Annotated in this window: 7 protein-coding genes; 1 reads left to right on the forward strand and 6 read right to left on the reverse strand. The window is 70.9% G+C overall.

Translation table 11 applies throughout. The annotated features are described in order from the left end of the window. Nucleotides 1-8: 8 nt before the first annotated feature. Nucleotides 9-197: a ferredoxin gene (locus GA0115254_RS22140; protein WP_093897037.1), complete on the forward strand. Its 189-nt coding sequence runs from the start codon at nt 9-11 to the stop codon at nt 195-197. 21 nt (nt 198-218) lie between these two features. Here the strand turns inward: GA0115254_RS22140 and GA0115254_RS22145 are convergent, their stop codons facing one another. The 6 genes from GA0115254_RS22145 to GA0115254_RS22170 all read right to left on the reverse strand — a co-directional run. Further along, a complete protein-coding gene (locus tag GA0115254_RS22145; RefSeq protein WP_093897038.1) occupies nt 219-1,523 on the reverse strand; it encodes an MFS transporter in 1,305 nt (434 codons plus the stop codon). 88 nt (nt 1,524-1,611) lie between these two features. Continuing rightward, on the reverse strand, nt 1,612-1,818 hold the full coding sequence (locus GA0115254_RS22150) for an MbtH family protein (protein ID WP_093897039.1): 207 nt from the start codon (nt 1,816-1,818) through the stop codon (nt 1,612-1,614). An 86-nt stretch (nt 1,819-1,904) separates the two neighbouring features. After that, a complete protein-coding gene (locus GA0115254_RS22155; protein ID WP_093897040.1) occupies nt 1,905-3,401 on the reverse strand; it encodes an amino acid adenylation domain-containing protein in 1,497 nt (498 codons plus the stop codon). Further along, the gene (locus tag GA0115254_RS22160; RefSeq protein ID WP_093897041.1) at nt 3,398-6,748 is read right to left on the reverse strand and encodes a non-ribosomal peptide synthetase; all 3,351 of its coding nucleotides are present in this window, start codon (nt 6,746-6,748) and stop codon (nt 3,398-3,400) included. The genes GA0115254_RS22155 and GA0115254_RS22160 overlap by 4 nt, the downstream gene beginning before the upstream one ends. Beyond that, the gene (locus GA0115254_RS22165; RefSeq protein ID WP_093897042.1) at nt 6,741-8,540 is read right to left on the reverse strand and encodes a carbamoyltransferase family protein; all 1,800 of its coding nucleotides are present in this window, start codon (nt 8,538-8,540) and stop codon (nt 6,741-6,743) included. The genes GA0115254_RS22160 and GA0115254_RS22165 overlap by 8 nt, the downstream gene beginning before the upstream one ends. Nucleotides 8,541-8,590: 50 nt before the next feature. Continuing rightward, a partial coding sequence (locus GA0115254_RS22170) for a non-ribosomal peptide synthetase (RefSeq protein WP_141720895.1) occupies nt 8,591-13,484 on the reverse strand: 4,894 nt, incomplete at its 5' end.

The raw sequence follows: 13,484 nt of genomic DNA on the forward strand, positions 1-13,484 counted from the left end.
TTGTGGTGATGCGGATCAGTATCGACCGGGATGTGTGCATCGGCGCCGGCCAGTGCGCGTTGACCGCGCCGAAGGTCTTCACCCAGGACGACGACGGCTTCAGCGAACTGCTGCCGGGTCACGAGGAGGACGTGGACGACCCGATGGTCAAGGAAGCCGCCCGCGTCTGCCCGGTGCAGGCGATCACGGTGGAGTAGGGGAGTGGCGGAGCGTTCCGGCTAGGGCTGCCTCTGCTGAAGTCCCCTCCGCGGCTCGCCCGCGGGTGCGGGGCCGTCCTGCTCGCGCGCGGGGGCCGCGCCCGGTGCGGGCGCGTCGTCGGCCGGGGCGTCCGCCACCGACGGGACCACCTGCGGAGCGGGAATCGAGCGGACCAGCAGACTGACCGCGCACGCCACCGTGGTCACTGTCATCACCAGGTACATCACCCGGTAGTCCAGCACCCCGATCAGCGCCGCGCCCGCCGTGAGCGACAGAGTCTGCGCTCCGTCCTTCGCGGTGTTGACCGCGGCGTTGACTCGACCCTGCATCCGGGCCGGTGCGTACAGGTGCACCGCCGCGCCCAGCACCACGGCCACGAACGGCAGGCCCGCACCGATGAGTGTCGTCCCGACGAGGAAGAGCGCGACATCGCGTGAGACGCACAGCAGCAGCCCCACCGTGACGAGTCCGTAGCCGACGCAACTGGTACCGACGTCACCCAGACGCCGTATCACCGTCCCGGAGATCAGACCGCCGAGCGCGGAACCGGCACCCTGGATGGACGCCATGACCCCGACGAACGCCGCCGGGCGGCCCAGGCCGTGATCGACGGCGGCGAAGGCCGCGGTCTCCAGCATGCCGATGCCGCCGAGGAAGACGACCATCGCCAGCGTCAACCTGAACAGCAGCGGTGTGCCGCGCAGATACCGCAGGCCGGCGGAGAGGGAGGTGCCGAAGGATTCCTCGACGGGGTCCGGTTCCGACTCGACCACCTTCACCGAACCGATCAGCAGCGCGGCCGCGCTCAGTGTGAGCGCCCCCAGCACAGCCAGCGCGACACCGCCGAAGGCCACGTACACCCCGGCGCCCGCCACCGGGGAGGCGATGCGCACGCCCTCCCTGGTGGCGATGAGGAGCGACCTGGCCTGGACGGCGTCGGACGACGGAAGCAGGTCCTTCAGCAGCGCCTGACGGGCTGGTGTGGAGACCAGCACTCCGTAGGCGAGGGCGACCACATAGATGATCCACAACTGGCCGGAGCCCCGGACGGCCAGCAGCGACAGCACGAGAACCGCCATGCCGCCGTACATCCTGACCAGCAGCGGTTTGCGATGCACCCGGTCCACGAGGTGCCCCAGCAAGGGCGCGGACAGGCCCGGCACGGTGAGTGCCAGCATGACCAGACCGGCGGCGGCGTTCGAGCCGGTGAGGTCCTTCGCCCAGATGGCGAGTGACAGAAACATGGCGCTGTCCCCGAAGCTGGAGACCGCCTCGCCGGCGAACATCCGGCGGAACTGCGCATTGCGGCGAAGAAGCGCCCACACGGCTGACCTCCACTGCTGGCTGGGATACGACCGGGGAAGGCACCCGTACGACGACGGGTTCCCTCCCTGGCCCTCGGTCGGTGAGCTGTCAGTTCTCGCCCATGGCCACCCGCAGGCTCCTGGGGCGCATGTCCGTCCAGACCGCGTCGATGTGGGCCAGGCACTCCTCGCGCCCGCCGCTGAAGTCCGTGCGGTGCCAGCCGGCCGGGAGCGGCCGCCCTTCGGCCCAGAGGCTGTACTGCTCCTCGTCGTTGTGGACCACGCTGTACCGGGTGCCGGTCGTCTGCTCGCTCATGAGTCCGCTGCCTTTCTGACTGACGGTTGAATCGACTGGAAGGATCTGTTCGGGCGCACGACCGGTGACGGTGTGCCGTGCCTTGCTCAGGGGCGTCTCAGGCGCTCCTCGACGATCCGCCGCACCCCGTTGCGGTCGGTCTTCCCCGAGGCGTTGCGCGGCAGTTCGTCGAAGAACAGCAGCCGCCCCGGCCGCATGTGGACCGGCAGGTCCCGCCGCAGGCGTTCGCGCAGCGCGGCCTCGGCGGCCCCCGGGCCGACGGGTTCGCCGTCCCCGGCCCGGCACACCACGGCGAGATGCAACTCGGCCCGCCCACGCAGCGCTTCGGTGAGCAGGGCGACCGCCTGCGCGACGCCTGGGGTGCGCTCGGCGACCGACTCGATCTCGCCCAGCTCGACCCGGTGTCCCCGGATCTTCACCTGGTCGTCGATCCGGCCGTGGAAGAAGTACTGCCCGTCGGCGCCGACCCGCACCATGTCACCGGTCAGATAGGCGCGGGAGCCGTCGGGGCCCGTGGTGAAGGACCGGGCGGTGAGACCGGGCTCACCGACGTAGCCGCGCGCCACACCGACCCCGTAGAGGCAGAGTTCACCGACCTCACCCTCGGGCACGGGCTGCCGCGACCCGTCCAGCACCTGGGCGCGCAGGCCGGTGATCGGTACGCCTATCGGCAGCGGGTCCCGGTAGGGGGGACGGACCTCGGTGCACAGGCCGCAGACGGTCGTCTCGGTGGGACCGTACCCGTTCCACAAGGTACCGACGACCCCGTCCAACTCCTCGGCGAGCGCGGCGGGCAGTGCCTCCCCGGCGCTGACCAGGTGGGTGAAGGCCCGCTCACCGGCCAGGAAGGGAAGCAGCAGCCGCAACTGACTGGGTGTGGCGTACGCGGCGCCGGGCTCCTGGGCGAGCAGCCATTTCGCGAAGAACTCCGGGTTGCGCGCACACCGCGACGGAGCGACGGCGATCGTGCCGCCGCTCGTCAGCGGCACCAGCATCTCCGGCACCGACATGTCGAAGACGATGCTGCTGTGCGCGAGCATCCGGTCGCCGGGCCCCAGCCCCATGGACCCGGAGAAGTGGTCCAGCATGGTGAGCAGCCCGGTGTGCTCGATCTCCACCCCCTTCGGGAGCCCGGTCGAGCCCGAGGTGAACAGGATGTACGCGGCAGGCTCGGCCGCGTCCGGCGGGCCGACGGTCCCGGTCGCCCGCCCGGAGACCACGTCGGCGACGGCGGCGCGGACGATGCCGTCGACGTACGGAAAGGGAACAGCCGCCTCACAGCCCGCCTGTCGGACCTGGTGGCGGCGGCGCTCGGCCGGCGCGGCCGGATCGAGCGGCACCGCCACCGCATCCAGCAGCCACGTCGCCAGCAGGGCGACCACGTAGTCGGTGCCGTACCCGCACTCGACGGCGACCCGTGTACCGGGGCGCACCCCATCGGCCGACAGCCCGGCCGCGCGGGCGCGGGCGGCGGACTCCAGTACCGCATAGCTCAGTTCGCCGCTCTCGTCGACGATCGCCACGGCGCCCGGCTGGACCTGTGCCCAGTGCAGGAAGCGGCTCAGAGAAGGAGCGGAGCTCACAGCCCGCCTCCCGTCAGTTCCTGCCGTACGAGGGTGGTGAGCCCGCGCAGGGTGGGGTTCTCCAAGAAGTCGACCAGATCGATCGTGACGTCCAGTTCCTCGCCGAGGAGGGCCAGCAGCCGCATGGCCTTGATGGAATGCCCGCCCGCGTTCAGGAAGTTGTCCTCCGGCCGGACGCTCCCGGTGCCGAGCACCTCCTGCCAGAGCACGGCGACCGTGCCGTCGACCGGGTCGCCGTCCTGCGACGGATCGGCGGACTCCGCCGGAGCACAACCACCGGACCCGGCCGCGGCCGACGTCGACAGGAGTGCCTCGCGGTCCGCTTTTCCATTGGCGGTGACGGGGATGCGGTCGACGACGATCACCGTCGGCAGCATGTACTGCGGCAGTGCGCTGCGCAGTCCGTCCCCGAGCACGGTGACGTCCAGGGCCGCGTCCGGTCCGTCCCCGGCGGTGTCCGGTGCCACGAAGGCGATGATCTCGATGCCGTCGTCCGTCGGACGTGCGTGCACGACGGCGTCGGCCACCCCGTGCTGCCTCCGTACCGTCGCCTCGATCTCGGCGAGTTCGACGCGATGGCCGCGCACCTTCACCTGGTCGTCGAGCCGCCCCACGTACTCGTACCGCTCACCGGGCAGGACCCGTACCTGATCGCCCGTGCGGTAGAGCCGCTGCCCGGGACGCCCGGCGAACGGGTCGGGGACGAAGGCCGCGGCGGTCTGCGCCGGGGCGTCGAGGTAGCCGTGGGCGAGCCCCTCGCCGCCCACGTACAGTTCCCCGGTCCCGCCGGTACCGACCCGCTGCCCGGATGCGTCGAGGACGTACGCCGTGCTGCGCGGGAGCGGGCGGCCGAGGGGGACCACGCCCTCGGCGAGATCCTCGGCGGTCACCTCGTGAGTGGTGCTGAACGTGGTGTTCTCGGTGGGGCCGTAGCCGTTCACCACAGCGGCGGGCGGGGCGGCCGCGAACAGCTTCCCCAGCCTGCGCGCATCGTGCTTCTCACCGCCGAAGAGCAGCACCCGAAGATCCCGGAAGGCGTCCGGTGCGAAGTCCACCATCTGGTTGAGGAGCGTCACGGTGAGGAACATGACCGAGATGCGCTCGTCGGTGAGGAAGGAGCGCATCCGCCGCGGTGACAGCAGGACGTCCCGGTCCGCGACGACGAGGGTGCCGCCGCCGGCCAGCGCTCCCCAGATCTCCAGCGTCGCCGCGTCGAAGGCGGGATTGGAGACATGGGCGACCCGGTCGGCGGGGCCGAACGTCACGAAGTCCGCGTCCGGCACCAGCCGTACGACGGCACGGTGCGGCACCACCACCGCCTTGGGACGGCCCGTCGAGCCCGAGGTGCAGATCACGTAGGCGACATCGGCGCCGGTCACCGCCGCCGGGGCCACCGGGGCCCCGTCGGTGACGAGCAGCTTCTCCAGCAGGTGGGAGGGCACGTCCTCTGCGAGCAGCTCAGCTGCGGCGTCGTCCGTGACGACGGCCGCCGTCGCGGCGGTACGCACGATGTGCCGGGTGCGCTCGGCCGGCTGAGCGATGTCCACCGGCAGGTAGGCGGCGCCCGCGTACAGGACGCCGAGGCATGTGGTGACCGACGCGATGCCACGCTCCATGGGCACGGCCACCACCGCGCCGCGGCCGATCCCGGCCGTCCGGAGCCCCGCGGCCACAACGCCGGCCCGCCGGTCCAGCTCCCCGTACGTCAGCGTCGTCCGCCCGTGTCGCACCGCCACCGCGCCGGAGTGCTCCACGGCCCGGCGGTGAACCCTCTCGTGGATCGGTACGAACACGTCGAGCGCGTCCGTACCGCGCTCCGGCAGAGGGGTGTCCGGCTGTGCGAAGGCCTCGCCGACAGCCGCCACCATGCGTCGGTGCAGGGCGGCCGCCGCCTCGTCGGTGAACAGGTCCGTGGAGTACTCCAGTTCGCAGACCGTTCCGCGACCGGTCCGCGTGACCAGCCACAGCACCTCGTACTTCGCGGTGCCCGTGCCGATCTGCTCACGCTCGGCCCTGTGACCGTCCCACCGCAGCCCGCACCGTGTGGTGTCCATGTAGGTGAGGGCGGTCTGCGCCAGCGGGGCCCGAGAACGGTCGACGCCGGACCGTACCTCCTCGATGAGCGTCTGGAAGGGCACCTGCTGATGGGCCAGGGCACCGGTCACCACACGACGCACCAACCGCACCACGTCACGGGCCGTTGCCCCCGGTCGGACGGTGAACCGCAGCGGCAGCGTATCGACGAACATGCCGACCTCGCCCGCCTGGGCGGCACCCCGCGACGAGGCCGGCACGGCGAGCACCAGATCCCGGTCGCCCGTCACCGCGATCAGGCCGGTCACATAGGCGGCCACCCACGCCATGAACGGACTGAGCCGTTCCTCCTCGGCCGACGACAGGATCGTCGACACCTGCTCGTCCGTGAGCAGGATGCGATGGGCGGCGCCTTTGACACCGGGCCGCGCCGGACGGGCCAGATCGTGCGGCAGGGACAACGCACCCGGGCAGCCGGCGAGCATCGTCCGCCAGTGGTCCAGCGCCGCCCCGGCATCCCGGGGCCGTACGGACACGGCCTGCCGGCCGGCGGATTCCCGCTCCCACTCCGTGCCCTCTGAATCCGAGCCGTTCTCGTAGAGGTGCTGGAGCTGTGTTTCGAGGAGGTCCAGCGACACTCCGTCACACACCAAGTGGTGCACGGTCAGCACCAGTTCGGCGCCCGAGTCGCCCCGGTCCACGACGAGTGCGCGCAACAGCGGAGGCCGGCCGAGGTCGAACGGTGTGCGCACCTCGGTGTCGACGAGTTCGCGCACACTCCCGTCCGACACGCCCCGCGCGTCCACCCACCGGCAGGCCACGGAGGCCTTCTGCGCGGTCAGTGCGAGCGCCGGCTTCACGAAGCCGCGCCGCAGTGCCTCGTGCCGGGCCGCCAGCGTGTCGAGCGCGGCGCGCAGCCTGATGACGTCGAGACCGCCGGGGAAGCGGTAACGGACAGCGAGATGGTAGACGGCGCTCCCCGGGTGGAGCTGTTCGGCGGTCCACAGCCGTTCCTCGGCGGCGGTCAGCTCCCTCGTCTCCGGCGCTCCCTCATCGGGGCCCCCGCTCAACACCGCCGACAGTGCGCCGAACTCCGGGTACTCGTAGAGGATGTCCAGTTCGAGCTCCTGGCCCATGAGTTCGCGCAGCGAGATCGCCACCTCCACGGAGAGGACGGAGTCGCCGCCCTCGTCGAAGAAGTTGCAGTCGTCGCGGACGTCGTCCAGGCCGAGGGCGTTGCGCCAGATCGCGGCGACGGCCTCACGGAGCTCCGCCGCGGAACGTTCCCCTGCGGGGGCGGGCCGCTCACTCATGGGTCGCACCTGCGATCCCGGCGGCCGACGGCTGGTCGCGGGTCACCAGCCAGTCGCCGATCGCCAGCGCGTCCAGCGTCGAGCGGGCGTACGTGGCGACCGCGACGTCCGGCGTCCGCACGATCGGCTGGCCGCGCAGATTGAACGAGGTGTTGACCACCATCGGGATGCCCCGGTCGTCACCGACCCGGCGGATCAGGCGCCAGAACCTCGGCGCGCTCTCCCGGTCGACGGTCTGCACCCGGGCCGAGCCGTCGACATGTGTGATCGACGGCAGCCTGTCGCGGTACTCGGGCCGCACCTGTGCCACGAACAGCATGTGACGGTACATCGACTCCTGACCCGGCTCGATCTCGAAGTAGGTGGTCGCCTCCTCCGCCAGGACGGCCGGCGCGAACGGCCGGAACTCCTCACGCTGCTTCACGACGGTGTTCAGATGGGCACGCATGCCGGGCGATGCCGGGTCCGCGAGGATGCTCCGGTTGCCGAGTGCACGCGGGCCGAACTCCATCCGCCCCTGGAACCAGGAGACGACCTTCCCCGCGCCGATCAGCGACGACACCTCGGCCAGCAGTTCGTCCTCGGCCAGCTTCCGTACGGTGAATCCGGCACCCAGCCCACGCAGCTGCGCCTCGATGTCCGCGTCGTCGAACTCCTCGCCCCAGTACGGCATCGTCATCGGGGCCGGCGGCGCCGGTACGTGCCGCTGAAGCTGCCACAGAGCCGCGCCGAGGGCCGTACCGTCGTCCCCCGACGCCGGCTGCACGAACACCCGATCGAACAGACCGCTGCGGGCGATCACTCCGTTGGCCGTGCAGTTCAGCGCGACACCACCCGCCATGCACAGATTGCGGGAGCCGCCCGCGCCGTCGGCTGTCTCGCGCAGGACATACAGAAGGCTCTCCTCCAGCTTGCGCTGGACGGTCGCCGCGACATCCATGTGCCGCTGGTCGAGCGATGCCTCCGGATGCCGGGCCGGACCGAACAGCTCCTCCAGTCGTCGGATGGCTCCCCGATGCGTCTCGCGCTCCGTCGGCGACTTGTCGTGCGCCAGGACGGGGACCAGCAGCCGTCCGCCCGGAGCCCTGCGCACCAGCTCGTCAGCCACATTCGCGTACCGGCTCGCATCCCCGTACGGCGCCAGGCCCATCACCTTGTACTCGTCCATCCCCGGCAGGAACCCCAGGTACTGGGTGACGACGCTGTAGAGGATGCCCAGTGACGCGGATATGGAGTAGCTGCGCACACCGTGCAATGCGTCACCGCTGCCCCGCAGCACCGACGTGGACTCGGCCTCGCCCATCCCGTCGGCCACCAGAACCGTCGCGTCGGGGAACCCGCTCAGGTAGTAGCTGCTGGCGGCGTGGGCGACATGGTGGCCCACCCGGACGAACTTGCGCTCCCAGTCCTGGTCCGGATAGTGCGCGCGCAACACCTCGTACTGCACGTCCTCGCTGTACACCTCGCGGTACCAGCGCCGGGCGAACTCGTCGCGCTCGAACGCGACGGACGGCTCGTACCGGAAGCCGTGCGCGACGAAGTCGACGTCGTCCAGGGTCACTCCGGCCATTCTCAGGCACGCCTCGACCGCGTCGACGGGGAAGGCCCCCGTGCCCTTCACCCCGTCGTGCCGCTCCTGTGCCGAGGCGGCGATCACGCCCTGCTCCCCGACCAGGGCCGCGGCCGAGTCGAGACCCTGCACCACACGCTGTTCCCGCCGGTCCAGACCGGGCAGCATGTTCTTCTTGACGGACAACGATCGGTCGAGTCCGCTGACACCGAGCACCAGCACGTCGAGTTCCTTTCGAAAGGGTCCAGCCGGATTCGGATGTGTACGGCGGATCAGGACCGGCCGGACACGCCCCCGTCGGTCTGATCTGTCGGATCGTCCGGGCCGGCGAACACCTCGGCCACGTCCCCGATCCAGGGCTCCCGCATGAGCTCGTAGTGATCGCCGTCGGCGTACGAGACACGCAGCGTCCCGGCGCACCGCTCCCACCCGGTGATCTGGGCACGGACGGCCGCCTCCTCACTCCGGCGGGACACCACGAGGTGCACGGGGCCCGGGTAGGGGGAGGGCCGGTGTCGGGCCAGGCCGGACAGCATCCCCTGCCAGAACTCCATGAGTGACGCGGTGACGGGCCCGTTCAGCTCGGCCAGCGCCTCCGCGTCCACGCCGAGCAGCCGCAGCACGTCGTCGACGGCGTGCTCCGCCAGGAGCCGGCGCGGGCCCAGCCGCCCCACATCGGTACGCAGCCGCTCCAGCACCGCCGCGTCCGCCGCCGCGTCCGGTCCCTGCCGGGGAGCGGCGTCGATGACGACGACACGATCGGCCACGATGCCCCGGTCCGCCAGCCGTGAGGCGACCTCGTGCGCCAGCACACCGCCTGCCGACCAGCCCGCGATCACGGGCCGCCGCCCCCGGAGCAGGGGCGCCAGTTCGCGGGCGTAACCCGACGCCAGCGAGGCGAAGTCCGCCGTGTCCCCACCGCCCATCAGGTCCCCCTGGACCCCGAGGACCTCGAAGGACCCCGAGACCCGGGCCGTCAGATCCCGGTAACAGAAGAGCGTGCCGCCGAGCGGATGCACCAGCACCAGCGGCTGGAGCCCGGGAGAGCCGCCGAGGCCCATGACGCTGCGCGGGCCGCTGCTTCGGCCCCTGCCCTCACGCTCGTGCCGCACGTCGTCGAGGTACGCCGCCTGACCCGCCAGTGTGGGAGTGCTGTACAGCTGCGGCAGGGGAACCGTGGTGCCGAACGCGGCGCCCAGCTCACCCGCGAGCCGTACGGCCAGCAGACTGTGACCGCCGATCGAGAAGAAGTCGTCCTGCCGGTCGGCACGAAGGCCGAGGAGCTTGTGCCACACCTCGGCGACGCGCCGCTCCGTCCGGGAGAACGCCGACTCCGCCGCCCCACGGCCCGGTTCGCCCGGACCCCCGATTCCTTCAGACGTTCCGATTCCTTCGGGACCCGAGCCGGGTCCGGCGGTCAGCAGGGCGCCACGGTCCAGCTTTCCGGCCGGGGTGAGCGGCAACGCGTCGACCACGACGAAGTGCGCCGGAACCGCTGCCGACGACAGCCGCGAGGCGGCATGCCGTCGCAGTTCCCGCTGGTCCGGGGCGCCGCCCTGAGCCGGTACGACGTTCGCCAGCAGCCCCTCGTGGTCCGGATGACGGCCGACGATCGCGCCGGCCACGCCCGGATGGGCGCGCAGCACCGCCTCGACCTCCTCCGGCTCGACGCGCTCGCCGAGCACCTTCAGCTGGTGATCCACCCGCCCCAGGAACTCAAGGTCGCCGGAGTCGGTGAGACGGCCGATGTCACCCGTGCGGTAGAGACGGCTGCCCGCCGGGCCCCAGGGGTCCGGCACGAAACGCTCGGCCGTGGCCCCGGGCCGGCCGAGATAGCCCCGGCCCACCCCGGCGCCGCCGACGCAGATCTCACCCGCGGTGCCGGGCGGCACTTCACGCCCTGCGGCGTCCAGGAGATGGATCGTGGTGTTGGCGCAGGGCCGGCCGATGACGGGTCCGCCGTCGCCTGTCACCCGTGAGACGGTCGCCTCGACCGTCGCCTCCGCAGGCCCGTAACTGTTGAACACCTGCACCCCGGACCGTTCGCCCAGCGCCGCCCACAGGTCGGGCGGGCACGCCTCGCCGCCGAAGACGAGCAGCCGGGGCGGCCACGGAGCGTCCAACAGTCCATGCTCTACCAGGAGTTGAAGTTGGACGGTGGTCGTGTCGATGACGTCCACAGCCCGCTCACGGTCATGGGCGAGGGCGACGAGATGTCCGGGGTCACGCCGCTGCTCCTCGCTCAGGACGCACAGTGTGTGACCGTCGAGCACCAGGAGAACCTGCGCCAGCAGGAAGTCGGAGATGTACGCCGACGTGCCGGTCACCACTCGCAGCGGCTTCTCGGCCCCCAACGAACGGGTACGCGCCAGGGGTGTTCCCACCGCGTAGGCGGCAAGGCTGCCGTGCTCGATCATGACGCCCTTGGGGCCACCGGTGGTGCCGGACGTGAACATCACATAGGCCAGGTCCCGGGCGCTCACGGACGGCAGCGCGGAACTGTCCGGGCCCTCCCCGGACCACGAACCGGTCTCATTCTGCCCTGCCTCGTGCGTGATGGATGACAGATCGAACAGTGCGTGACCGCTCGGGGCCGCCTTCGGGTCGTCGGTGATCAGCACAACGGGCCGGGCCTGATCCAGCATCGAGCGCAGGCGGTGTTCCGGCAGCCCGGGATCGAGCGGGACGAACGCGGCCCCCGCCTTCCACACCGCCCAGAAGGTGGTCAGCGCTGCCGATCCGGGCCGCAGGAGGATTCCGACGAGATCACCGTGACGCACCCCGTCCCGGCGCAGCCGCCGGGCGAGGCGGTCGCTGTCCGCGTCCAGCCGGGCCAGGCTGATCCGTGTCCCGCCGTCCTCGATCGCGAGTGCGTCCGGGGTACGGGCGGCCTGCCGCCGCAGCAGCTCGTGCACCGGAACCCTGCCGGCCGCCCGGGCGTCCGTCGTGTAGTTCAGCATGTCGAGCAGCGCCTGCTCGGCCTCGCTCAGCAATGGCGCCCCGTACGCGTCTGCTCCGACGTCCGCCGCCACCGCCTCCAGTGCCCGCAGGTGGTAGTCGCGCAGCCGGGTGACCTGGTCGGCCGACAGCTCCGCGGTGTCGTACTCCAGCTCCATCCACATCCCGCCGAGTACCGATTCCCGGCTGAGCGTGACGCTGAACGGGAAGCTCGTGGGAGCCACGCCAGGGACGTCGCTGCCCGGTCCCTCCTTGGCCAGCGCACCTGCCTCGGCGAGCGCACCGAACTGCGGGAAGCTGTTGTAGGTGAAGTTGACCTCGAAGAGCGGTGCACCACCCAGCTCGCGCCGGAGTGCGGCCATCGGATACCTGCGGTGCGGCAGCATCTCGCGCTCGGCGTCGAACACGGCCCGCGCCAGATCGGCCCAACTGCCCTCCGGCAGACGGAGCCTGAACGGCACGGTGTTGAGGAAGAGCCCTCGTACCTCGGCCCCGTCGGTCTCCTCCAGCCGCCCGTTGGCCGTCAGCCCGGTGATGACATCCGGGCTCCCTGTCGCCAGGCCCAACGCGCGCAGATGGGCGGCCAGCAGCACTGCCTTGAGCGGAACACCGGCCTGCGCGGCACCGTGCTCCAGCGCGGCGAGGAGCTGCGGGGGCAGATGCGTGGTGACGTTGCGGTTGCCCGGCTCGTCGGACAACGCGGCCGAATCGCACGGGAGGCGGGTGTCGGGGCGGTCGGTGAGGAGGTTGTGCCAGTAGGTGGTGTGTGCGGGGTCGATGAGTGCCTTTTGCTCGGCCGCGATGTAGTCGCGGTAGGTGGAGCGGAGGGGCGGGAGTGACGGAGTACTGCCGTCGAGGAGGGTGTGGTAGGTGTCGATGATTTCGGCGAGGGTGGAGGCGAGGCTCCAGCCGTCGAGGATGGCGTGGTGGTCGGTGACGGTCCACTGGAAGGCGTCGTCGGACAGCACATGGACCGTCATCCGGCACAACGGCGCCGCATCGATGTCGAACACCTTCGCCCGCTCGGTACGGACGCACTCCCGCAGAGCCGTGCGCTGCGCGTCATCCCCGAGTCCCCGCAGATCCAGCACCGTCAGCTGCACATCGGCGTCCGTGTGCACCAGTTGGAGCGGCTTGCTGTACCCGGTCAGTGCCAATGACGTACGCAGAACGGGATGCCGCTTCACCACCAGCGCGAGAGCCCGCCGGAAGACCGGAGCGTCGAACGGACCGGCTACCGGAAGGGTCTCGACGTTCAGATAGGGGTTGCGGTCGGGGTCGCGTTGCATTTCGTAGACCATGCCGATCTGGAGTTCGGCCATGGGGTAGGCGTCGTCGAGGTGGTGGGGGAGGTGGTTGCGGTCGTGGGGTGTGAGGAGGGAGAAGGGTTGGGTGGTGGGTGGTGTGGTGGTGGGTTGTGTTGTGGTTGTGGTGGTGGCGAGGTCGGCGAGTGTGGGGTGGTGGAAGAGGTCTTGGAGGTGGAAGGTGAGTCCGTTGTCGCGGGCTCGGCCGAGTATCTGGATGCTGCGGATGGAGTCGCCGCCGAGGTCGAAGAAGTTGTCGTGGCGGCCGATGCGGTCGACGCCGAGGATGTTGGTCCAGATCGCTGCGAGCAGCTCCTCCTTCCCGGGGAGCGGAGCAATGAACTCGGCTGACAGGTCGGGGCGTTCGGCCGTCGGAGCGGGCAAAGCCCGGTGGCTGAGCTTTCCTTGCGGGGTGAGTGGGAGGGCGTCGAGGAGGACGAAGTTCCTCGGGATCATGTAGTCGGGGAGGTGGTCGGCGAGGGCGTCGCGGAGTTCGCTGGTGGTGGGCTTGTCGGTTCCCGGTTCCGGCACGAGGTAGGCGACCAGGTCCGTACGGCCGTTCGCCTCCTGATGTGGAAGGACGACGGCCTCACGCAGACCGGCCAACCGGGCCAACTGGGCCTCGATCTCGCCGAGTTCGATGCGGTATCCGCGGATCTTGACCTGGGCGTCGGCCCGGCCGAGGTATTCCAGGTCGCCGGAGGGTGTCCAGCGGGCGAGGTCGCCACTGCGGTAGAGCCGGGAACCGGGGGCCGGCGTCAGGTGATCCGGTACGAATCGTTGTGCGGTGAGTGCGGGTTGACCGGTGTAGCCACGTGCCAGGCCCGCGCCGCCGACGTGGAGTTCCCCGACCACTCCGATCGGGGTGGGGTTCCCGTACGGGTCGAGGACATGGAGTCGGAGG

The organism is Streptomyces sp. Ncost-T10-10d, from assembly GCF_900091955.1.
Lineage (GTDB): Bacteria > Actinomycetota > Actinomycetes > Streptomycetales > Streptomycetaceae > Streptomyces.

What these genes read in the sequence shown, in the direction of transcription:
- GA0115254_RS22140 (WP_093897037.1), top strand. Translation starts at nt 9, where the DNA reads ATGCGGATCAGTATCGACCGGGATGTGTGCATCGGCGCCGGCCAGTGC.
- GA0115254_RS22150 (WP_093897039.1), bottom strand. Translation starts at nt 1,818, where the DNA reads ATGAGCGAGCAGACGACCGGCACCCGGTACAGCGTGGTCCACAACGAC.
- GA0115254_RS22160 (WP_093897041.1), bottom strand. Translation starts at nt 6,748, where the DNA reads ATGAGTGAGCGGCCCGCCCCCGCAGGGGAACGTTCCGCGGCGGAGCTC.